Raw genomic sequence first — 22446 nt, 5'->3', positions numbered from 1 at the left:
ATCCCAATGGCTGCTAACAAAATTAGAATTGCTAAAGATAAAGCGGAGTTAGTCAAATCATTAACTTTATCGGATAACAACTCCGCGCCATTTCAGACTTACGCCGATGTCATCGCTTTCGCCGCATCCTTGGGAAAACAGCGAAAAAAACGATCGCCTTTGGGGGAAATTTCTAAACGAGAACCGGGTGCGATAGATGTTGATATTTTTATATCGAGGGGTTACGATATGGCAATTAAATTAATTGCGATCGCCGAAACTAAAAATCCTCAAATTCTCTCCCATCTAGACGAAAAATTGGAAGCAGAACGCTTGCACATTTTTGAAGAATATGCTAACGGCGGACTGGAAATTTTGCGAGAAGAGTTGCGGGGGGCGGCGGATTATACCGATCGCCTTTTGTTGGTTTTGATTTCTGAAAGAGACAACCAGCATCGGTCAAATGAAGAATTCGATTTAAGCAAGTTTTTATTTTAATAGGTTTTCAATGAAGCACATCCCAAAAGATATAATCAAGAGATGCTTAAAGCAAGCTGCAAAATTTCTTGCTTACAGTTACTCAGCATTTATTATTTGCTATTTCCTTCTCAAACTAATCTTTTGGGATAGAATAGGGATTATTGCCTTAATTAGCACTTTTATCCCCTTAATTTTCTTCCCTACTTTCCTGCTTCCCATCATCGGATTGTTAATTATCAAAAAAAGATGGTTCACTATTATTTCTGCGATCGCCTGCATTATCCTAATAAGTTGGCTGCACGTCAAATACTTTAGCCCAAAACCAATAAACATCACAAATTCGCAGCCCAGCATCAAAGTTTTATCTCATAACCTCAGTTGGTATAAAACTCAGTCACCTACTTTATTTAAACTGATTGACCAGCAAAAACCAGATATTATATTTTTACAAGAAATCGTTAAGAAACATACCCAAAGAGTTTTTACCTGGTTGAAAGCAGACTACCCCTATCAAATTGGCACTCCCCCTGTAGGAATTGTCAGTAAATATCCAATTGTATCTAGCGAAATACTGCACTTAGCAGACCATCCTGAAACGCAGCAGCGGGCAATTATTAAATTTAACGAACAAGAAGTAGTGATTTATAATATGCAAGCTACCGGGCCGTGGTTGAAGATATCTAAAAAATTGCCTTTTCTCAAAGTTCCAGTTTACAAATATGACAAACGATCGCCTGAAATTCAAGACTTAGTGCAGCGAGTTGAGCGAGAAACTCTGCCAGTAATCGTCGCAGGCGATTTTAATATGACAGACGAAACTCAAGACTATGACAAGGTGCAGAAAGTCATGCAAGATGCTTTCCGAAAATCGGGATGGGGGTTGGGTTTTACCTGGCCTCACGGTTGGGAACTTAAATTCTTGGTAAAAAGGTCGAATTGGAGATTAAATTATCCGGTTTTCCGGATTGATTATATTTGGTATTCAAAGCATTGGGGTGCTAAATCGAGTTCGGTTTTGGAGGCAACAGAGTCTGACCATTTGCCGGTAGCAGCCGAATTAATTTTGTTAAAATGAAGCGGCATATACCATTTCTCAGTTGAGTGAAATACAGCAGATGTCCGGTAGGGACATCGGGAGCATCTCATATTTGTAAAAACACTGATTCTGGCTCCTGACTTCTGACTTCTGACTCTTTTCTCCTGGCTTCTGACTCCTGACTCCTAACTCCTATTTCTAGCTGGGCTGCTTTCATTGAGATGATCCCGGGACATCTGCTGTATTTCATCCGATTGAAAACTGCTATAGATAAAGTGCTGGGTTGCTGTGAAGGAACAGTGCGAAAACATTTGGAGAATCTTTACAAAAAACCATACAAACTCGAACGGTTGCGGTGATGGTTGCCAAGAGAAAAGTTGGGGCTACTCAAAGGGTAATTTGTTGCAATATCTTCATAATCCTATACGCAGATCATCGTATTGTTTCTCAAGTTTATTTGGAGGAGTATGAGAGCAAAGGCTATTCAATGAAATCTGCATTTTTGAATGGACAAAATGAAGACAATATTTGAGAAGGAGTAAAAATGACAACTGTAACTAGTCATTGGGCCACAACACCGATCTCGCTATCTGGCAGTTTCTCTCCAGGAGAATGGACAGACGCTGGTGTCATGCCAATGCCCAATGGGGTAATTCTGCTCAAGAATGATGCTACATTTCTTTATCTGGCTCTAGACCTGATCGGTGACACTGGTAATTCACCCGGGGTAGATGACTATTTCTGGTTAAGCTTCGATGTTGACCGGAGCACCAGCATTACACCAAATTTTGATGTGAATTATGGGATTTATCCGTCCCTACCCATCAAAATAGCAAGACAGTACTATCTGGGACCAGGAAGGTGGACAGGCATTCTCGGTACGCCCACCTCGTCTGTAGTTCGGCAAGGATTTGGACCCTCTCCGAATTCGGCGACCCCTCACCGAATTTGGGAGATGCGGATTGCGTTATCGGAAATTGGGATCGCTGGATTGGGAGGTATGACGCTACCCTACGTGCGTTTTGGGCTAAGGGTCGCCTCAACGTCGCCTTCGTTTGTGACCGATTTTCCACCAGCGTTCTTTACCAACTTTGCATCCCTGCACCAGATCTATTTAGCTACGGGTCCAGATGCGATCTATCCGCCGGGGATGGCTGGACCTGTCATCGGTGGCGTGGGTCTGATTCCCGCTACCACTATCAGTGGCGGACGAGCCACCACGACAGCCCCCTATGTGCCGACGGTAACGAACGCAGCTTTTGGCGGAACGCTCAACTTTATCTATAATCGTCCCAACATACTAGCTTTGTGGGGGGCTGGGGCCAGGAAATATCGCATTCTCCATCGATTTGGCAGTAGTGGCAGTTTTGTACCGCTACGCCGGACATGGGCAAACTATCGGTGGACTGGCAGCACTTACGTGCTGGATTTTTTTGGTCCCGATAGCAATGATTGCTATGGATTGCAGAATCCATCGTTGGACTATTCTACGAAGGATCTGCTATTCCAATTGAACTCGGCAGGTGGCTCGGGCGATGCACCACTACCCACTGGGGTGCATGAGTTCCAGGTGGAATTTCAAAATGCTGTAGGTGCTGTCATCATTTCACCACCGCAAACACTGCAACTCTACATTGATAACGCCATGCCGGAGTTGCAGATCTATGGCATCACCTATAAAGTGGCTTCAGTTGCGCCCTGTTCCATCATCGACATTACAGAAACACCAGATCCTGTACGTGTGCGCTTCCGTGCCTACGATCCGGAGGGGAATCTCCTTTTCTTTAGACTACAGGCATACTATGGAGGGCCAGGGACTCCGCCAATTAACCTATTGCCGTCTGGTATGGGTTCCTATCCAGGTGGAAACTGGCAGGGCGTGGCTGACCAATGGATTGATTGTCCGGTTAGCCCAACGAAATTTCCGCCTGTCACCTGTGCTTATCAAATACGGCTCAGTGCTTATCCGCGGACAACTAACGGATATGGCTATATTGGCTATAAAGAAGTCACAACCCATGTGACTTTTCGGAGAGCAGGGGTCGCACCGTTTAGTGTTAGTCAACCCCTAGAGGTTCCATTGGGATTCCAGTACGATCCTGAAAATCTTTATGTAGTTGGCATCGATCGTGCATGAACCTTAAGAGCAGTTGCTCCAGAAACTCGTTGTCATGTAATCGACACGATATGGAATTAATACAAAGTGTTAGTTTGCTTGAAGGTTCACTCTAGAGTGGAAGGTCATGCGATCGCTGTTTTGATGGCAAGCTGCGATCGCACATCTTGAATATGCGAAAAGAGCGATCGACAGGATGCAACTGGAGTTGAAATTCCACTGACCGGATTTAACTTTGCCAGAGGGCTACTTAAACGATAGTTTGTTGCAATTTCGTCACAATCCTATACGCGGATCGTCGTATTGTTTCCCAAGTTTATTTTGCTGAGAATTAGATCGAAGGCTACGTCTAGTAAGTATGGACAGATGGGCTTTGTGGGGATTTCTGGCATAACTTGGACAATTCTCCCTAATGGGACTTGTCAGGCTAGTCGTTTTATCAACGATACAGTGTCATCTCCCCATCAAATATGTCAATTAGAGCGACAGGATTTAGTAATGCTTGCCAACATTCTGTCCGATCGGAATTTTGCCGACCTACCCTCTGAGATCCCATCTGAACCTACCCTCAACCCCCACCGGCTCACTATTCGCCTGGGGGAGAAATCATCAACATTGGTATTGCCAACAGGTCAAAGTATTGATAATATTCTGACAACACTCCATAATCAACCCGAAACTCCTCGATCGAGATTCCTAACTATTGCACAGGCGATCGATCGACTTGTGCGGCAGCATTGCGGGGACAATTAGTCTGCTGCTCAGTAAGTGCGATCGCCATCTTCTAGCAAGATCGGTTGAGGGCACGAAACCCATCATCCCAAACCGATCGCCACAACAAAAAATCTGGGTTTCATAGAAGTTTAACTCAGTCCACACAAGATCGGGCGCTCGCCTGAGTCCAGTCCATTCTTGACAGAGTGCGATCGCCGATTTCCTCACATTAACAAAAAAACATAACTTCAGAAGACCGAGCAAAACTATTCACCAATCTGAGATAACTTTATGACATTTACCGATCGGAATCTAACCAAGAAGCGCCCGGATAGTCTAAAAGACTTTTCTTTACCCCGACGTGAGAGTTACTTTCCATCCTCTGCCGATTGGAGAAATGAGGTACTTTACTTTCTCTTACCCGATCGCTTTAGCGATGGTCAGGAGGACAAACGCCCTCTACTGAATCGACAGCAACTCAATCAAGCCCGACCTAATCTGCCCAATGGACAGTCTTGGCGATTTGACAAATGGGCAGAGTCGGGAGGCGATCGCTGGCAGGGCGGGACGCTCAAAGGATTAGAGTCAAAGCTGGATTATCTCAACCAACTAGGCGTGACGACGATCTGGGTAGGGCCAATCTTTCAGCAACGGGGTCACTTGGATACCTATCACGGTTACGGCATTCAAGATTTTCTAGAGGTCGATCCTCGCTTTGGGACTCGCCAAGATTTGGTCAGTCTGGTCAATAAAGCGCACTCCAAGGGGCTACGCATTATCCTTGATATCATTTTTAACCATTCAGGGTGTAACTGGATCTATGCCCCTGGTACCCCTGGGGGAGAATGGGAACCACCCTATACGTCTGGTTGGTATCAGTTTGGCTCGTGGCTGGGCGATCGCGGACAACCCATTGCGGGGCAACCTCAAACGGACCCCGAAGGAGTCTGGCCGATCGAACTCCAGGAACCAGATTGCTATACTCGTGCCGGAAAGGGCGATTTAGGGCGGGGGGAACTCGACGATCCCAATGCCGAATTCCGGCGATCGGATTTCATTACACTGCGAGATTTCCAGTTGGACTATCCCCACCTCTTAGATAACTTAGCCCGCTGTTATAAATACTGGATTGCCCTGACAGACTGCGATGGCTTTCGGATTGATACCCTCAAGCACGTTACCTACGATCAAGCCCGAAATTTCTGCGGGGCGATTAAGGAGTTTGCGGCCAATCTGGGTAAGAGTGACTTCTTTTTGGTAGGAGAAATAGCAGGCGGAGATTACAACGAAGACCGTTATCTGGATGTGGTGGGGCAAAACTTAAATGCTGCGTTGGATATCGGCGAGATGCGGGGAAATCTTAACCAGGTTGCCAAAGGGCTGATGGACCCAAGAGCCTACTTTAATGGGTTTGATCCAGGGAACGCTGTAATGGGGTCGCACCGGAATCTCGGGCGGCGTCATGTTTCAATTTTGGACGATCACGATCATGTATTTGGTGAAAAAATCCGCTTTTCCAGCGAAGCTGCATCGGATCATCAGGTGATTGCGGGAGTGGCATTGCAACTGTTCACGTTGGGGATTCCTTGCATTTACGCGGGAACCGAGCAGGCATTGGCGGGGCCAGAACCCTCTGAACGCAAGTGGTTGCCCGACTGGAAGGGCTCCGATCGCTATTTGCGGGAAGCCATGTTTGGCCCCTCGCATCCCCGGCAATCGGGAGTAGCAGGACTACAAGCCATCGATGAAAACTTACCCGGCTTTGGGCCGTTTGGGACAGCCGGTGCTCACTGTTTCGATCCGAATCACCCTGTATATGTTCGGCTTGCGGCAATGGCGGCACTCCGCAAAAAGTTCCCTGTGCTGCGGTTAGGACGGCAGTATTTGCGACCAACCGCGATTCCCTTCTTGAATTTGCCCTTTGGCGATCGCGGACTGAGTGGAGAAATTATTGGTTGGTCGCGGGTTTTAGATGATGAAGAGGCGGTTTGCGTGCTAAACAGTCATGGAACGGACGATCGGGGAGCGAGAGTGCTAGTGGATGCCAATCTCAACCCAGTTGGAAGTTCAATGACGGTAATTCTGAATACGGCCCAAGTAGGGAATCCGGGTTACAGGGGTGCTCATCATGTGGGCTCGACGGTGGCAGTGCAGCGACAAGATGACATTGCTTATGTCGAAATTCAACCGATTCCAGCATCCGAGTTTTTGATTCTGACGAATTATCCCTAAAGTTAAGTTGAGGTGGTGCGATCGCGGCGATCGAAATTTAAAAGTCAACTTTTCACCAGTTGACCGCTTTAGCTGAAGTCGCGATCGCTCAAATATTTGAATTTCAGGCTGCATTTACAACCTTTATCCGCGATCGGAGAAATCCCGCCAGGTATGGGAGACGGTTCATAGGTTATTGACATCAACTAAAGGTTAACAAAGCTCTATCTATGACACTGTATTCCAAAAGCTCTACCTTCCCAAATAGTGTAGCCACTCATATATCTCTTATCCCAAGTATGTCTGAGTAGCAACCAAGGTTGATTATTTAATTTCAAGGGAATTATATGATCGTATTCTCGGCGTTCACCTCGTTCTGGGAAAAAAGGTCTGACAGAAAGAGTTTGCCAAGCTCTACCATTATCGCTCAATCGTCCTGCGACATTATTTCCTGAGCCTATAAGAGTACAGAGGTTGCCTTTGTCTGTCACAGAACAAGTGTTAGGATCTAAATTTCCAGTAAGTTCTATTATTGCCGGACGACCATCAAGATTACAATTCCATTTACCACTCCAATCAGGTTTATTGGCGGACTGATTTAAAGGCGCAATTTCATCAAGTTTTGTGAAAATACTGTCACTGTTTTTTACTTTCCAAGATTCTATATACGCTTGCTTTAATTGGTCTGAATCATAGGTAAGTGGAATGTTTTTTGGATTGCCTTTTAGATATTTACCTTGAATGATTGTGAGGGGAACAGCATTCCCAATTCCCTGACGATTATCCAACAATATTTTTAAGGCTTGAACTAATGATGGATATCCAGAATTTGGATCTTTTAACCACTGCTTAACAATTTCTAATTGACTTTTATTATCCGCGTAAATTATGTTTTGTTGTTCAAGTCCTGGCACTAATTCTCTTAGTGTTTCTGTGACAGGCGCAATAGTATCAAGCTCTGACTTGGATAATTTTATATTATAAGATAAAGTGTCTGAACCAGCTCGATCATTAGGTACAAGCGATGATGCTGGAATTTCAAGTTTTTTTCCATCAGGACTAACAATAAAAATCTCTGGACGTGGTTGTGGATTTAATTTTGCTATAACTATTGTCACAACTCCTGTTGCAATTGCACCTGCAATTGCACCTACAATTGCAGCAAATGTCTGGTTATCAGGTCTCGCCCATTTAGAGATCCCTTGAAAAATAGACATAGAATTAATCTCCTTTAATAATATTCATTTCTTCATCAGTCAGCCCATACATATGAGCCACCCTATCGTTTATCTCTGCCACTCACTCTTTCACACCCTGACCTTTAGTATCAAGGCATTTTTGCACTAAGTAGATGCCAATAAATCTAACTATCTAATATTATTAAAAACCCGTGACACCAGACTAGGTTGCCAATTTGGCATAAATTTATAATTATTTACATAACCGCGTTGAATTAGGCGATCGAACTTAACAGGTTCTGTAATGCGTTGATTTGCTGGCGGTATTTCGGTAAACAGCACCACAACTACAGACAAAATCGAGCCAACCAGGGCTAATATCTAGTCGAATACTAGACAAACTGGACAAGCTGCCGAGAAGCGATCGCCACTTAGAAAAATTCCCTAAACTCAGACAAGGCGATCGCCCTATTCTATGACAATAGCCTGAACTCAGAAAAAGGGCGATCGCAAAGGATCGTGCTGAAATGGGTCGCCCATACCTGCGCCCCATTTCAGCCGCGCAATCCTTCTCTCTTGCTGCTTTGGAATTACTACGACTCACCAAACATGAGGCTCCGGTTTTGTTTTGGATTGCTAAGGATAAAAGCAATGCCTCAATTGCTAGAGTGCTGGGTTGCACTGAAGGAACGGTGCGAAAACATTTGGAGAATCTTTATAAAAAACTGTACAAATCCGGATGGATGCCGTGATAGTTGCCAAGAGAAAAGTTGGGACTACTCAAAGGAGAATTTGTTGCAATATCTTCATAATTATATACGCAGATCGTCGTATTGTTTCCCAAGTTTATTTGAAGGAGTATTAGATTAAAGCCAAAACATGACTGCTCAGATGAAGTGCTTTGGTTAACTGGCTAAAATCCAGATTCAAAGATCGGAAACTACTCTTATTAAGCAAAAGGAGTTCTCAAATGACTACAACAACTCATTCAGATCATGATGCTGCCCTGATCGCTGCCAAGCACAACATAGCGGCTGAGAGCGATCCCGCGGCAAAAACGTGGCGTGCTTACCTCTTTAGCGATCCAGCAGCAGCAGCGGCTTATGCGAACAGAGCTCCTGCACAAGGAGCTGGGGAAGCTGTCTTTTCGGTTCTCCCTGATGGAAAAACGTGGGCATTCGTCTACTTTTAACTCTCAGCTTGTGAATCAATCTCAATGACGCTGGTTTGAGTATTGGAAAAAAACTGACTATTCCAGGTATTTTTAAACCCTTACTCCACAGCGCAAGTACCAAGAAGATCCTTGTCCTATTCTATGCTTTTGAACATCTTAGCTTGCGACTGGACAAGGATCGTAAATCAGGTTTGGCAAATACATAAACGAATTGACTATTCACTTTTCAAGCCTTGATCCTGCATTCAAACCATTCCCAAAATCGGTAACGAATTGAATGAAGTAGACCGAAAAAATCACTGATAAGATGACTAAAAGGAGATAAATTATGCCACAAGGACTTGCTTTAACAATCGGTCTGAATTCCGTCGATCCTGCTCATTATGGCGGCTGGTCGGGTGAATTGAGAGCTTGTGAAGCCGATGCCGAAGATATGGCTGAAATTGCCAAATCTAGACACTTCACCGTCAAAACGCTTTTAACCGCATCTGCGACGCGATCAAAAGTCATCAGCGAGATGAATCAAGCTGCTACAACCCTACAATCAGGTGACATATTTGTGTTGAGTTATTCTGGTCATGGCGGACAGGTGCCTGACTTGAATGGAGATGAAATCGATGACAGAGATGATGAAACTTGGTGTCTTTATGACGGTCAATTCATCGATGATGAAACCTACAATTTACTGGGAAAATTTGCGACGGGTGTCCGCATCCTAGTTTTTTCTGATAGCTGCCATAGTGGTACTGTTACCAAGCAGGCTTATTATCAAGGGACAATTGCCGCTCGGAGTGCTACTCCTGCTACCACAGACGTAAAATATCGCCATATGCCAAATCCTATTATTCTGCGAACCTACAGGCAGAATAAGGCTTTTTATGACTCTATCTTAGAAAACAAGACCTTGAAAGAATCTCGTGAAGCGGTGCGCGCATCCGTCCTCCTAATTTCTGGATGTCAAGATAACCAATTGTCCGCTGATGGCAACTTCAATGGTCTTTTCACCGGCAATCTGCTGCGGGTTTGGAATAATGGACAATTTAAAGGAGATTATCGACGTTTTCACAAAGCAATTAAACGAAATATGCCACCGGATCAAACACCGAATTATTTTCGCGTCGGTGCTATTGACCAAAATTTTGAAAAGCAACCACCGTTTACGGTGTAAAGCTTGAAACTAGAATTGAGGGATTGCAAGTTTCTTGTGCAGTGTGGCGGTGTCTTGAACCTACTGCATCTCCATCCGATCCGGATCAAAATCACTGCTCTAAGTAGGGGGTTCTGCGGCACCGAATTTTCAGGAATTTAGCACAGCTTTCGGTAACGAGGGGACTTTAAGTCCTTAAATGCTGAACGCAAGTCAAAGTTGTGTACCTGGCCACAGATACAACCAATTTTCATCCCTCATTACAATGTTTACGAACAAGGATGAAAGCTAATGAAAGGCACTGTCATCAACAATCTAAAACTAATCAAAGTCATCGACGGTGACACAATTAAGGTACTTCTGGAAAACGAGCAAGAATCCATTCGGTTTGTTTGTCTGGACACTGAAGAAAGCCAGCATGGAAGCGATAAACCTGTCACTAATGCGGGTATATTGGCATCGAAATGGGCAAAGAATTATTTCGGGGCAAATGAGCAAGGCATACCTAGCGGCGATGTCCGAGTCAATCTCGAATTTGATACGAATGACCCCGTTCAGGTTTGTTTGGTTAAGCATCGGGACAATTATGGGCGGTTGCTTTGTTATGTCTACAAAGCCGGAGATCGTGAAAATTCTAATGTACGAATCGTGCAGGAAGGATGGAGTCCTTACTTTGTCAAATACGGTCGTTCGCGCCTCTATCATCGTCAGTTTGTAGAAGCGGAGGTGGAGGCTCAAGTCAAAGGGCTGGCTATCTGGAATCCAGCAACCAATGCGGGCGGTAATCGCAGGGACTATACGACGCTAATTCCCTGGTGGCATCTGCGGGACAGTGTGGCAGAGGACTACCGGTACTTTGGCATTAAAGCCGGAGTGTTATCGGTGCGCCTGGACTATAATCGCCTGGTGGAAGCTGCCAAAAATGGCAACCAAGTTACGGTATTCTGTGACTTGCAATCAGGCATTAATCAATGGACTGGAAATGGTGCGCTTATCTATGCCGGGTCAAAATTTCAAAAGTTTAATCTGTGGATTCCAGATAAAAATTCGGCAGTATCTCAGACCATTTTGCGACTGATTGAAATCCGCTATGCCAAATCTGGTCGGGGTTATGTGTATGTCTCTGGAACCCCGAGTCTTTATCCACCGAATGCGGATGGGAAGCCTCAAATCACGATCGCAGATGCCAAGCAACTCGCTGATTTTCCACCGGTCGAGTAGGGAGAAATGCGCTATGTTCGCGAACATGGCTGTCTATTAAAAGAGGGGCTTATTTCCTCCGCTTGTGCGATTCGACAGGCGAAATCATGTTGGGGATGTTTCATAAAGTTCAGCATTAGCCCAAATTTGTAGAATTCTTTCTTAATTCAGAGATTAGCTTTTCTGCAACAATCGTGATTTACTGGGAATGGGCTTGATTAGTGTGGGAGAATCCAGCTTACTTGGTGTGAAAACCACAGACACATTTGGCACAAACTAATCATCAAAAAACCAAATATTTCAATTCCTCTGCCCGTCACACCGAAATCTTGGACGGCGCCATGTTTCAATTTTGGACGATCGCGATCGTGTGTTCGGTGAAAAAATCCGCTTTTCCAGCGAAGCTGCATCGGAGCATCAGGTGATTGCCGGAGTGGCACTGCAACTGTTCACCTTGGGGATTCCTTGCATTTACGCGGGAACCGAGCAGGCATTGGCGGGACCAGAACCGTCTGAACGCAAGTGGTTGCCGGACTGGAAGGGCTCCGATCGCTATTTGCGGGAAGCCATGTTTGGCCCCTCGCATCCCCGGCAATCGGGAGTAGCAGGGCTACAAGCCATCGATGAAAACTTACCCGGCTTTGGGCCGTTTGGGACAGCGGGTGCTCACTGTTTCGATCCGAATCACCCTGTCTATGTTCGGCTTGCGGCAATGGCGGCACTCCGCAAAAAGTTCCCTGTGCTGCGCTTGGGACGACAGTATTTGCGGCCAACCGCGATTCCCTTCTTGAACTTGCCCTTTGGCGATCGCGGACTGAGTGGAGAAATTATTGGTTGGTCACGGGTTTTAGACGATGAAGAAGCGGTTTGCGTGCTAAACAGTCATGGAACGGACGATCGGGGAGCGAGAGTGCTCGTGGATGCCAATCTCAACCCGATCGGGGGTTCAATGACGGTAATTCTGAATACGGCCCAAGTAGGGAATCCGGGTTACACGGGTCCTCATCAGGTGGGCCGGGCGGTGGCAGTGCAGCGACAAGATGGGATTGCTTATGTCGAAATTCAACCGATTCCAGCATCCGAGTTTTTGATTCTGACGAATTATCCCGAAAGTTAAGTTGAGGTGCCGTGCGATCGCCGGAATCAACCAGTGGGTGACATCACCTCGAGCAAATCAACTTTGCAACTATCTTGAATGGGCGAAAAGAGCGATCGAGTCAGTGGAGTTGAAACTGCACTGACTCGATTAACTTTGCCACGCCGTGCGATCGCATATCTAGAGTACGAGAAAAACAATAAATTGGCGCAGCTATGTGCAGTCGATCGCCGATCGTGAAAAAACATCTGCCTGCATCGTGGCACGGGCGTCCCGCCTGTAGTTCCCAAGTGGCACGGGCGTCCCGCCTGTAGTTCCCAAGTGGCACGGGCGTCCCGCCTGTAGTTCCCAAGTGGCACGGGCGTCCCGCCTGTAGTTCCGAAGCGGTGACAAAATCAACTCAGCACCGGCGGCAATCCTACCTCTTTCGGAGGCACAAATCGGCCGTTAAAACTAATAGCTTTATCCTCAAAAGTCCTCGCCTCCGCTACCGCTTGCCGCAAATGAGCTCGCTCCATATCGTCCTGAATTCCCCCCACCAAATATACAATTAACTTCGTCGCTAAATCCTTTCCAGAAACTAGCACTCGCTTTTTGTTCGGATCGTACAAAATCCCGTACCACGCAGACTCAGGATTGTCCATGTGGCTAAATCCTTCATCGACATCGAATCTGCGGAGTTTGTCGAAAATAGATTTCAGGGAAAGTTTCTTTCTAAATACTAGAATTCCCAAAGCATTAGCTAAAGCAATTTGACCGACTGGACGGAACAAAATATTTCCCTCGCCCCCCGGTTTCTCAAAACTAAATCGGCGCAATTGGGCCGTTTCTTCGCCGCTTTCAATTCTTTGATAGCTGGGTAAAGTTGCTAAATGATCGAACAATTTTTTAAACTCTTCAATTCCCTCTTTGAGTTCTTCATCTTCGGGACGCATGGGAATTAAACCTTTTCGTTCCGGCTTCCAATGAGGGAATTTGTATTCTAAATACCGTTCGGACATATCTTGCAGCGCTTGCAATGTGGTTAAGACTGTTGATTTTGCTGCGACTGTGGCGCTGTCCCAATTGACGCGCGGGTTTCTGTCATCTTGTTCTTTTAATAAGGGATGGGTGACGGCAATTTTTCGGGCCGCGATCGCAAATCCGTTGTCCTCGTTCAATAATGCTAGCTGGCCCTGACTCAGCGTTACCGCCATTAGGTTAACGTGCACAAAGATCGATCGCACGCGCCGTTGTGCTTGCTGTCGCGTTTCCCCCGCTACCGCCGCCGGGATAAACTCTATTCCGATTTTTTCGTGAGCTAATTTATACACTGTTTCGGGGTCGATTTGATACTCTTCTGCTAAATCTTCTAGAGTAATTGCAGCGCCGACAGGTTTTTTATTTTTGTTGTATCTTTGCAGGATTCCGGTTTTAATTAAACTCATTAAACCTTGAACTCCCATCAGCCGATGCTGGCCGTCTAAGGCAAAAATTGAGACTTTTTGAGAGACATTCAACAGCCCTAAGTTCTCGTTTTTATCAAAGGATGTAAATTCAGCCGCCGATTTAGTTGCTACGCCATTTTTATCCCATTCCTCGGCTAAAGGATTATCTACCCACGGGGGACTGACTACTACTAAAACTGCGGGGAATTTGTGCGATTTTCGGGCTGCTAAATATTGAGTTAAGGCGGCTTGGCGCGACCAATCTAAGGGACGCTGGATAATTTCGTCAATGGTTTCGTCGTCGCGGACGATGTTGTTGGTTTGGAGGTCGAATTTTTGGCGGAAAAGCGGCATCTGGGAGGCGAAACGGACGCGAGAGTCTAACCATTCTAGGGTGACTGAACCGATGTATGCTTCGCTGTTTCCCATCTGGGTTTTTTGGACGAAAATGCGATTGTCCTTTCCTAAATAATTATCTAATAAAAGTGCGATTTCCTGTCTGTCGCTATTTTCTTTTTCTAAAATTTTGCTAGCGAGGTCATCCGCTGGATTGGCGTTCATCGGCGGTTTCTATATAATTAGGCTATTTTTTCAAAAATATCATAGGTTAAATTGTATGTCAACTCTTGTTTTTAAAAAATTTTTGTGAAATACTTAAAATACTAATAAGTTCAACCTTACATATCATTTAATGTTTTATTTGTCAATAGCTGAGGGGCGATCGGGCTTGATGCAGATGCGTCTGGGTGTCACGCGCCACCGTCTGACTCCGCCAGGGGTTGAAAACCGGTCACCATCCGGGCCCGCCAGGGGTTGAAACCCCTGTCTCATAGCAAAAGTCCTCGCTATGAGGACTGAATACGGATCAATTTCGAGGTTTATGTTTAGTCGGTTTTAACCGACTTTCGCTATCAGACGGGGGTTTCAACCCCCGGCGGAATATCGAGGAAGCGAGTGAATTGACGATGGCACTTGCCCCTGATTTCTTCATACTTCGCACCTGCAACCAACAAAAAAATATGTCTACTCCTTCTTTTGAATACATTTTGCCGGTTATCCGGGGAATTCAAGCGGGCCGCGAATATTACGTGTCGATGTGTCCGGTGCGTTTTTTGCCGAAATTGTTTCCCTTTGAATCTGAAGATTTGCCGCCGTCTATGCGGGCAAAACGCGCGCTTAACAAAGCTAGGATTCCCGAAATTGCTGATTATTTTGTCAAGAATCCTACAAATTATACTTGTGGGGCAATTGCTGCTTCGATTGATGCGGATATTACTTTTGAAGCTGTGGGAAATGAGGCAGAAGAACGGAAAATAGGTCGCTTGCGAGTGCCGATGGATGCTAAGTTTACTATTAATGACGGACAGCATCGCCGGGCGGCTTTTGAGATGGCTTTGAGGGAAAATCCGCAGTTGGGATATGAGACGGTGGCGCTGATTTTGTTTCTCGATATTGGGTTGGAAAAATCGCAGCAGATGTTTGCTGATTTGAATGGTTTTCAAGTTCCTTTGGAGGCGTCGCTAAGTCTACTTTACAACCACCGGGACGATCGGGCTTTTGTGGTGAAGGCGGTTGTTAAGCAGGTTGAGGTTTTCCGGTGTTTGACTGAGATGGAGAGGGGGAGTTTGAACGGGCGATCGCACAAATTGTTTACGCTGAGTGCGATCGATCGTGCGATCGTGGCTTTGCTGTCTAATATTCACGGCAGCAAACAGGCACAACCCTCTGGTTCTCGCACCAAAAAAGAACAGAAAGAGGAAGAACTCGCTCAAAAAATACAACTGGCGGTTAGTTATTGGAATGCGGTTAGCAATTTTATTCCAGATTGGCAATTAGTTCTGCACAAGCAAGTTGCGGCGGGGGAAATGCGCCGGGATTGCGTACACTGTCACAGTGTTGTGCTTGAGAGTTTGGGGGAAGTTGGGGCGGCTTTGCGATCGGTTTTTCCTGAGAGTTGGGAGGAACGTTTGAGCCTTTTGCAGCAGGTTGATTGGTCGATTTCTAATCCTGATTGGGAGAATGGGATTTTGTTGAAAGGGGGGATTTCTAAGTCGAGGGCGAGTGTTAGTTGGATGACTGATTATTTAAAAAATCGGTTGGGTTTGGAAACCGCAGATACAGCACAGGCGGGACGCCCGTGCCACAAGGAAGGCGCATAATATGGGTTAAATCCATTCTAGATGGGCTTTTACTTGATTTACTGCCATTTTTACAGCATTAACACTAGCTGTTATTCTATAGTTACGAACAAGATTATTGGGATTATTGTTCGACAAAACCACATTTCCTTCCCAAAGGTGGCTTTTTCTTGACCAATCAAGTTGAGCAAGTTCTGATACTTGTTCTGGATCGAAGCAATAGCTATCAGCATCATAAGTGCAGTAGAGTAACTTTCCTAATATTTCTATTCCCACGCTCCTGCCCAATAAACAACTTTCTTTAAAGTTATCAATTTCATTAACTGTCAAATCATGAGCCTCTGTCTCATAAATGTATTGAGTTAGACTGCATTCTGTAAAAAATTGAGTGAGACCACTAATTATAGCTGCCGAGCATTCTGATAAATCGCAATCTTTCAGCTCGTTATTCGGATCGTTAGCAAAAGCGCAACTAACAGCCTTTACTACATAATTCATTGTATATATTCGCTTTTCTTTAGATGATGGAGAACCTTTAACTTTCTCTGTCTTGCCCTTAAAAATTGGCACTTGTTCAATTAACTGTTTGCAAATACCTATTCGACCTTCCATTTCGCCAAAGGACAAGAGTAACGATTTATCCAGCGCTTTTGTTTGCGCCATATCTCTAAAGTCTCTTTGACACTGATTTAAGTTGCCTTCTAAAACTAGCGTAATTGGGAAATCATTATCTCCAATTAACTCGCCGTTAGCACTCTCAATCAATTCGTGAATCGCTCGCTTACGGTGCTGTCCGTCAGTAATATCTAACTTAACGCCACGAGGGATAACTACTAAGCAAATGCCCCGACTTAGTTCGATAATTTCAATCTTCTCTGGATCGACATTTGCAGTGAGTGTACCCACAATCCAGGGTTGGTCTTTTCTAACGCGCTTGAGAATGTACTCCTTGACTTCCTCAGCATGGCCCTTAATCTCTGGACGGTTTTTACCAGACTCAGGCTCGTTATTTGTAGAAGGTTTTGCTTGAAGGAGAGTAGGTAAGTCATCAGCAGGCACGTTGAATTGTACCATTTTTCGCTTTCCATGCTGAAAGATTAAGCCCGGATAGCACTTCTGACGGTGGTATCTGGCGAAGTACGGCTCAAGGAATTCATCTAGTCGCTGGTTGAGTTCTGGCTGATTCGAGTTGTCATTAGGCATAGCTTGTAAATTAACTTAAAGGTTAATCTTTAATTATAACTCATCACGGGGTATAGTAGTTAGGCAGACCATTACGCTCAAAGCTCAACGATCAAGGGCAAACAATTATGTTGCGTCACAGGGTGGAATTCACAGCACAAGTGTTGATGCTTAGCAAGAGGAGATTAATAAAATGACACAAGCTCAGCAGATGCCACTATTCCCACCGCGCAGCGTTACTGAGTTAGTGGATGATGTAGAAAAGTTAACTCAAGAAATTCAGGATTTGTATTGTAGCGATGAAATTCCCTGGGTTTTAGGCGTATCTTTTGGAAAAGATTCGAGTGCAGTATTGCAGTTAATATGGTATGCAATCGCAGCACTCCCACTGGAAAAACGCACAAAAACAATTCATTTAATTACAACAGATACGCTGGTTGAAAATCCGATAATTTCTACCTGGGTTCGCAATTGCATTAAATATGTTAAGCTAGCAGCTAACCAGCAAAAAATGCCAGTCGAACCTCATCTGCTTCATCCTTCCTTTCAAGAAACATTCTGGGTATGCTTAATGGGGAAAGGCTATCCAGCACCTCGAAATGGATTTCGCTGGTGTACCGATCGTATGAAAATTCAACCTGTTAACCATTTTATCCGTGAAATGGTTAGGGTTCACGGTGAAACTATTGTTGTTTTAGGCACTCGAAAGGCTGAGAGCAGCAAACGCGCTGCAACAATGAAAAGACATGAAGCAGGTAGAGTGCGCGAGCGATTGAGTCCTAATTCTCGTTTAATTAACTCTCTAATTTATACTCCTGTGGAAGACTGGCGGGATGATGAAGTTTGGCTTTATCTAATGCAGTATCCTAACCCTTGGGGAGGTGACAATAAAGACTTGTTTACCATGTATCGCGGTGCGACAGCAGATAACGAATGCCCTCTAGTCGTTGATACTTCTACGCCTAGCTGTGGAGATTCTCGCTTTGGCTGCTGGGTTTGTACAATGGTAGACCAAGATAAATCTATGCAGGCAATGATTTTGAATGATGAGGAAAAAGAATGGATGCAGCCTCTCCTCGATATTCGCAACGAATTAGATATAAAAGACGATCGCCCAAAAAGAGACTTCCGACGCATTTACGGTAGAGTAGAACTGTTTGAACGCAACATGGGCGACGACACAACCTCCGTCGAACCCATCCCAGGGCCTTACACCAAATACTGGCGAGAACACTGGCTGAGACGAGTCTTGGAAGCACAAACCCAAATCCGCAAAACCGCACCCCTAGAAATGCGCGACATCACCTTAATTACCCCGGAAGAACTTAGCGAAATCCGCCGAATTTGGCTGGAAGAAAAGCACGAATTTGACGACTCTTTGCCCCGAATTTACGAAGAAGTCACGGGCGAACCTTTTGAAGATTCCCGTCCCGCCGCCGAAAGAAAACTCCTAGGTAGCGATGAATGGACTGCGATCGAAGAGATTTGCAGCGAGGACAAAATGCACCTCGAATTGATGGCAAAACTCCTCGATACAGAACGCCAATACTACACGAAGCCGCGCCGTACAGGCATTTACGCCGATTTGGACAAATGCTTTGAAACCAGTTCGCGATCGAAGGAAGAAGCGATTGGCAACGCCCACTATCAACGCAATTTAAAAAAAGCGGTGGAAGATATTAAAGCAAATCCGACGGAAAAAATTCAGCAATTCAAAGATGCGATCGCCCAAACCAACAGTTCCGCAAAAAACGAGACGGTTGATATTGCCAAGCTTAAAGAAGAACTCGAAAGCAGCAGCAATCAAAGCAGACAGCTATCTTGGGCGGATATTAAATTTTCTACTCCCGATGTAGGAGAGAAAAATAGCAAAGATTAGGTCAATAATGTCGATCGGGCGATCGCACTTTGGGGCGATCGGGCTTTGGGGCGATCGGGCTTTGGGGCGATCGGGCTTTGGGGCGATCGGGCTTTGGGGCGATCGGGCTAACCCGAAGATCCGCCGGGGATTGAAATCCCCGTCGAGAAAGCGAAAGTCGGTTAAAACCGACTGAAGGGCAAAATCAAACAATGGCAGACTTCAGTCCTCTTTAAGAGGACTTCAGCTATGAGACAGGGATTTCAATCCCTGTCGGACTGTCGGACTACGGGACTCCCCGATCGACCCCGATCGCACTCTCGGAGTTGGTCGCAAAATGATAAATTAACCTAAAAAATTAGGAGGAAAAATTTTTATGGCAATGTGGCTGCTGTACTATCATTTAGTTTGGGCAACAAAAGAGCGACAGCCTCTCATATCTCCCGCAAAAGAAACCGAACTTTACTCTTATATCACCGGCAAAGCAGACACCCTCAATTGCATCCTTCATGCGATCGGCGGCACAGAAAATCACATCCACTTAATAGTTTCCATTCCTCCGACACAATCGATCGCTGAATTCGTTAAAAATATTAAAGGTAGCAGCAGCCGTTATCTCAATCAAACTTTGCAAAATCCCAATAAATTTTCGTGGCAAGAAGGATACGGAGTATTTTCTTTAGGACAAAAACAACTAGACTCAGCAGTCGCTTATGTGATAAATCAAAAAGAACATCACTTGCAAAAAACCACAAATTCGCATTTAGAACAAATCACGGATCGAGACAATCCACCTACTCGGTGGCACCCGAATTCGGCAGAGAATTAATTGAAAAACATTGGCAGACTCTCCGACTCGCGGCATCTCCAGCTATTCAGACTTTGGGGGCGATCGGGCTTACCCACAAGTCCGCCGGGGATTGAAATCCCCGTCTAATAGCGAAAGTCGGTTTTAACCGACTGAAAAGCCAAATCAAACGATCGCCGACTTCAGTCCTCTTCAAGAGGACTTTCGCTATGAGACAGGGATTTCAATCCCTGTCGTACTAGGGGACTCACAGATCGACCCCGATCGACTCGATTGGTCGATCGCCCTTACCCCAAGATCCACCGGGGATTGAAATCCCCGTCGAGAAAGCAAAAGTCGGTTAAAACCGACTAAAAACCCCGATTCAACAGTCACAAATTTCAGTCCTCTTCAAGAGGACTTCAGCTATGAGACAGGGATTTCAATCCCTGTCGTAATGGGGGAATCACAGACAGACTAAAAACCCCGATTCAACAGTCACAAACTTCAGTCCTCTTTCAGAGGACTTCAGCTATGAGACAGGGATTTCAATCCCTGTCGTACTAGGGGACTCACAGATCGACCCCAGACTGTCAGACACACCGATCGCACCCACCAACTTTCATCCCATCTCAACAACATCTACAATGCAATTCCTCGAACTCGTCCTCAAAAACTTCGGCCCCTATGCAGGCACCCAAACCATCAATCTCCGCCCCGAAAAAGACGGAAATCCCTGCCCAGTCATTTTATTTGGCGGCATGAATGGCGGCGGCAAAACCACCCTCATGGACGGCATTCGCCTCGCCCTCTACGGTGGCCGCGCCCAATGTTCTACCAGAGGCAATTTAAGCTACAGCGACTTTCTCAATCAATGCGTCAACCGCCACACCCCCCCATTAGAAGATACCCGCGTCGAACTAACATTTGAACAAGTCCAAGATGACAAATTAGCTCAATTTAAAATAGTTAGATACTGGAAAAAATTAGATATCAAAGACACCTTAAGCATTCTCATATACAGCGAGATTGTCAGCGATTGGTGGTCGGACAAAGCAATTACTAACACTTGGGACGAATACATCGAAACCCTTTTGCCAGTTGGAATATCCAACCTATTTCTGTTTGACGGCGAACAAGTAAAAGAACTTGCCGAACTCGAAACACCGCCAGAGTTTGTCGTCGGGGCGATTAAATCTCTTTTAGGTTTAGAATTAGCAGAACGCCTCGCCGTCGATTTAGAAATTTTAGCCGGCCGCAAGCGGAAAGAAATTGCTGGCAAAAAAGACTTGGCTGCTTTAGAGAAAATCGAACAAACTTTTAAGGAAATTACTGATAAAATAGACTCAGCTAAGCAAGAACAAGCCAGCTTTAAAAACGAATTTGATAAAGCTCAAAAAAATCAGAAACAAGCATCAGAAAAGTTTATTTCTGAAGGCGGGAAAATTGCCGCCGATCGCAGTCAGCTAGACAGACAGCTAAACGACTACAGAAATCAGGCAGAAAAAACCCGTCAAGCCATGATGGAATTGGCATCAAATACGCTACCGCTAGCCCTTATTTCGCCCTTGCTAAGTGAAGCAAAAACTCAAGCAGAAACAGAAGCCAGCCAGCAGCAAGCAAAGATTGCCAAAAATGTTATCAAACAAAGAAGCGATCGCCTTCTCAACTATATCGCCGAAATCTCTTTAAACCCGCAACAGCTAGATAAAATTCAAGACTTCATCCGCCAAGAAAACCAAGAACTCGAACAGCAAGCGGGAACAGACGCCCCGCCCTGGATGAACGCCGACAACAACAGCATCCAGCAACTAGAAAATCTCCTTAGCTACCAAATCAAAGCCCAGCAAATCCTAGCCCGCGACCAAATAGAAGAAATCAAAAGCATCGAAGCAGAAATCGACTTCACAGACAGACAACTCGCAGCCGCCGCTTCCCCCGAAGCCTACGAAAAGCTAGAAGAAGAGGTCAGGAAAGCCCAAAAAGCAGTCGCTATTGCAGCCGCAGCCTGCGAATCAGCCAACCGCCGCGTCGATGAATTAGAGAGAGAATTAGCCAAAAACCAAAAAGAACTAGAAAACTACAGCAGCGAATACCTCACCATCAGAAACAGCCAACACGTCATCGCTTCGATCGCCAAAGCCCAAGCCACCCTGAAACTCTTTAAAGAAAAACTCACCCTCAAAAAACTCAACAAACTCGAAATAGAAATTACCGACTGTTTCCGCTACCTGTTGCACAAAACCGACCTCGTGCACAGAGTTGCGATCGACACTCAAACATTTAGCCTCTCGATTTACGATCCAGAAGGCAAACCAGTACCCAAACACCGACTTTCAGCCGGGGAAAAACAATTGCTGGCGATCGCCTTTTTGTGGGGATTGGCTAGAGTATCCGGGAGACAATTGCCAGTGGCGATCGACACTCCCTTGGGCCGCCTCGACTCCTCCCACAGAAACAACCTAGTCGAACGCTATTTCCCCTCGGCCAGCCACCAAGTCATCCTGCTTTCTACCGACACGGAAATTAGAAAAGTAGAATACGAAAAACTCCAAGAATTAGAGGCGATCGCCCACAGCTACCTCCTCAAATACGACTCCGCCAAACACCAAACCACCGTCGAAAAAGGTTACTTCTGGGAATAAAAATTCGCGCTAAAAAATAGCCGCAACCCCCTTGACTTTGCTGGGGAGTTGCGGTAGTATATATAGCATAATGGGATG

The 22446-nt window shown here is 45.5% G+C and carries 19 protein-coding genes; 15 read left to right on the top strand and 4 right to left on the bottom strand.

The window, feature by feature from the left end:
• Positions 1-6 precede the first annotated feature (6 nt).
• The 5 genes from OSC7112_RS28040 to OSC7112_RS28020 all read left to right on the top strand — a co-directional run bounded on the left by OSC7112_RS28040 (position 7) and on the right by OSC7112_RS28020 (position 6557).
• Positions 7-477 (top strand): DNA phosphorothioation-associated protein 4, encoded by a 471-nt coding sequence (locus OSC7112_RS28040; protein ID WP_015179060.1) that lies wholly within the window; start codon positions 7-9, stop codon positions 475-477.
• Positions 478-487: 10 nt separating this feature from the next.
• Complete coding sequence (locus tag OSC7112_RS28035) at positions 488-1534, top strand: endonuclease/exonuclease/phosphatase family protein (protein WP_015179059.1); 1047 nt, start codon at positions 488-490, stop codon at positions 1532-1534.
• 505 nt (positions 1535-2039) lie between these two features.
• On the top strand, positions 2040-3632 hold the full coding sequence (locus OSC7112_RS28030) for a hypothetical protein (protein WP_015179056.1): 1593 nt from the start codon (positions 2040-2042) through the stop codon (positions 3630-3632).
• A gap of 345 nt (positions 3633-3977) precedes the next feature.
• Positions 3978-4364 carry a hypothetical protein gene (locus OSC7112_RS28025; RefSeq protein WP_015179055.1) on the top strand — a complete coding sequence of 129 codons (387 nt, stop codon included), beginning with the start codon at positions 3978-3980 and terminating at the stop codon, positions 4362-4364.
• A gap of 252 nt (positions 4365-4616) precedes the next feature.
• Positions 4617-6557: an alpha-amylase family glycosyl hydrolase gene (locus tag OSC7112_RS28020; protein ID WP_015179054.1), complete on the top strand. Its 1941-nt coding sequence runs from the start codon at positions 4617-4619 to the stop codon at positions 6555-6557.
• A gap of 203 nt (positions 6558-6760) precedes the next feature.
• On the opposite strand, the gene OSC7112_RS34820 is transcribed toward OSC7112_RS28020, so the two are convergent.
• Entirely contained in the window at positions 6761-7753 is a 993-nt protein-coding gene (locus OSC7112_RS34820) for a DUF6006 family protein (RefSeq protein ID WP_015179053.1), read from the bottom strand.
• 488 nt (positions 7754-8241) lie between these two features.
• Between OSC7112_RS34820 and OSC7112_RS28010 the strand changes: the two genes are divergently transcribed.
• The 5 genes from OSC7112_RS28010 (at position 8242) to OSC7112_RS27990 (ending at position 12352) form a co-directional block, all read left to right on the top strand.
• Positions 8242-8466: a LuxR C-terminal-related transcriptional regulator gene (locus OSC7112_RS28010; protein ID WP_051041566.1), complete on the top strand. Its 225-nt coding sequence runs from the start codon at positions 8242-8244 to the stop codon at positions 8464-8466.
• 218 nt (positions 8467-8684) lie between these two features.
• Positions 8685-8906, top strand: a complete 222-nt coding sequence (locus OSC7112_RS28005; protein WP_015179052.1) for a hypothetical protein — start codon at positions 8685-8687, stop codon at positions 8904-8906.
• A gap of 310 nt (positions 8907-9216) precedes the next feature.
• A complete protein-coding gene (locus tag OSC7112_RS28000) occupies positions 9217-10056 on the top strand; it encodes a caspase family protein (protein WP_015179051.1) in 840 nt (279 codons plus the stop codon).
• A gap of 270 nt (positions 10057-10326) precedes the next feature.
• Positions 10327-11256, top strand: a complete 930-nt coding sequence (locus OSC7112_RS27995) for a thermonuclease family protein (protein WP_015179050.1) — start codon at positions 10327-10329, stop codon at positions 11254-11256.
• 331 nt (positions 11257-11587) lie between these two features.
• Entirely contained in the window at positions 11588-12352 is a 765-nt protein-coding gene (locus tag OSC7112_RS27990; RefSeq protein WP_223300706.1) for an alpha-amylase family protein, read from the top strand.
• A 100-nt stretch (positions 12353-12452) separates the two neighbouring features.
• Here the strand turns inward: OSC7112_RS27990 and OSC7112_RS38710 are convergent, their stop codons facing one another.
• Positions 12453-12659 (bottom strand): hypothetical protein, encoded by a 207-nt coding sequence (locus OSC7112_RS38710; RefSeq protein ID WP_150111618.1) that lies wholly within the window; start codon positions 12657-12659, stop codon positions 12453-12455.
• A 67-nt stretch (positions 12660-12726) separates the two neighbouring features.
• Entirely contained in the window at positions 12727-14319 is a 1593-nt protein-coding gene (locus OSC7112_RS27985; protein WP_015179049.1) for a DGQHR domain-containing protein, read from the bottom strand.
• Between the two features lie 458 nt (positions 14320-14777).
• Here OSC7112_RS27985 and dndB point away from each other — a divergent pair, with 458 nt between their 5' ends.
• Positions 14778-15917, top strand: a complete 1140-nt coding sequence (gene dndB / locus OSC7112_RS27980) for a DNA sulfur modification protein DndB (protein ID WP_015179047.1) — start codon at positions 14778-14780, stop codon at positions 15915-15917.
• Between the two features lie 6 nt (positions 15918-15923).
• On the opposite strand, the gene OSC7112_RS27975 is transcribed toward dndB, so the two are convergent.
• The gene (locus OSC7112_RS27975) at positions 15924-17099 is read right to left on the bottom strand and encodes a DNA sulfur modification protein DndB (RefSeq protein ID WP_015179046.1); all 1176 of its coding nucleotides are present in this window, start codon (positions 17097-17099) and stop codon (positions 15924-15926) included.
• 172 nt (positions 17100-17271) lie between these two features.
• On the opposite strand from OSC7112_RS27975, the gene dndC reads away from it, so the two are divergent.
• The 4 genes from dndC (at position 17272) to dndD (ending at position 22368) form a co-directional block, all read left to right on the top strand.
• Positions 17272-18957 (top strand): DNA phosphorothioation system sulfurtransferase DndC, encoded by a 1686-nt coding sequence (gene dndC, locus OSC7112_RS27970; protein ID WP_015179045.1) that lies wholly within the window; start codon positions 17272-17274, stop codon positions 18955-18957.
• Positions 18958-18964: 7 nt separating this feature from the next.
• The gene (locus OSC7112_RS40275) at positions 18965-19132 is read left to right on the top strand and encodes a hypothetical protein (protein WP_190274285.1); all 168 of its coding nucleotides are present in this window, start codon (positions 18965-18967) and stop codon (positions 19130-19132) included.
• A 180-nt stretch (positions 19133-19312) separates the two neighbouring features.
• On the top strand, positions 19313-19765 hold the full coding sequence (gene tnpA, locus OSC7112_RS27965) for an IS200/IS605 family transposase (RefSeq protein WP_015179044.1): 453 nt from the start codon (positions 19313-19315) through the stop codon (positions 19763-19765).
• A 605-nt stretch (positions 19766-20370) separates the two neighbouring features.
• Positions 20371-22368 (top strand): DNA sulfur modification protein DndD, encoded by a 1998-nt coding sequence (dndD, locus tag OSC7112_RS27960; protein ID WP_015179043.1) that lies wholly within the window; start codon positions 20371-20373, stop codon positions 22366-22368.
• The last annotated feature ends 78 nt before the right edge of the window (positions 22369-22446 follow it).

Origin of the sequence: Oscillatoria nigro-viridis PCC 7112 (assembly GCF_000317475.1) — a bacterium.
GTDB lineage: Bacteria > Cyanobacteriota > Cyanobacteriia > Cyanobacteriales > Microcoleaceae > Microcoleus > Microcoleus nigroviridis.
The sequence above is the reverse complement of the archived record's forward strand: the minus strand, read 5'-3'. Positions and strand labels throughout refer to the sequence as shown.

Bases quoted from the DNA above. Each gene is read 5' to 3' on its own strand.
- dndC (WP_015179045.1), top strand. From the start codon at position 17,272: ATGACACAAGCTCAGCAGATGCCACTATTCCCACCGCGCAGCGTTACT.
- OSC7112_RS28040 (WP_015179060.1), top strand. From the start codon at position 7: ATGGCTGCTAACAAAATTAGAATTGCTAAAGATAAAGCGGAGTTAGTC.
- OSC7112_RS27975 (WP_015179046.1), bottom strand. From the start codon at position 17,099: ATGCCTAATGACAACTCGAATCAGCCAGAACTCAACCAGCGACTAGAT.
- OSC7112_RS28030 (WP_015179056.1), top strand. From the start codon at position 2,040: ATGACAACTGTAACTAGTCATTGGGCCACAACACCGATCTCGCTATCT.
- OSC7112_RS34820 (WP_015179053.1), bottom strand. From the start codon at position 7,753: ATGTCTATTTTTCAAGGGATCTCTAAATGGGCGAGACCTGATAACCAG.
- OSC7112_RS27995 (WP_015179050.1), top strand. From the start codon at position 10,327: ATGAAAGGCACTGTCATCAACAATCTAAAACTAATCAAAGTCATCGAC.
- OSC7112_RS28000 (WP_015179051.1), top strand. From the start codon at position 9,217: ATGCCACAAGGACTTGCTTTAACAATCGGTCTGAATTCCGTCGATCCT.
- dndB (WP_015179047.1), top strand. From the start codon at position 14,778: ATGTCTACTCCTTCTTTTGAATACATTTTGCCGGTTATCCGGGGAATT.
- OSC7112_RS28005 (WP_015179052.1), top strand. From the start codon at position 8,685: ATGACTACAACAACTCATTCAGATCATGATGCTGCCCTGATCGCTGCC.
- OSC7112_RS28020 (WP_015179054.1), top strand. From the start codon at position 4,617: ATGACATTTACCGATCGGAATCTAACCAAGAAGCGCCCGGATAGTCTA.
- dndD (WP_015179043.1), top strand. From the start codon at position 20,371: ATGCAATTCCTCGAACTCGTCCTCAAAAACTTCGGCCCCTATGCAGGC.
- OSC7112_RS28035 (WP_015179059.1), top strand. From the start codon at position 488: ATGAAGCACATCCCAAAAGATATAATCAAGAGATGCTTAAAGCAAGCT.
- OSC7112_RS28010 (WP_051041566.1), top strand. From the start codon at position 8,242: ATGGGTCGCCCATACCTGCGCCCCATTTCAGCCGCGCAATCCTTCTCT.
- OSC7112_RS27985 (WP_015179049.1), bottom strand. From the start codon at position 14,319: ATGAACGCCAATCCAGCGGATGACCTCGCTAGCAAAATTTTAGAAAAA.
- tnpA (WP_015179044.1), top strand. From the start codon at position 19,313: ATGGCAATGTGGCTGCTGTACTATCATTTAGTTTGGGCAACAAAAGAG.
- OSC7112_RS40275 (WP_190274285.1), top strand. From the start codon at position 18,965: ATGTCGATCGGGCGATCGCACTTTGGGGCGATCGGGCTTTGGGGCGAT.
- OSC7112_RS28025 (WP_015179055.1), top strand. From the start codon at position 3,978: ATGGGCTTTGTGGGGATTTCTGGCATAACTTGGACAATTCTCCCTAAT.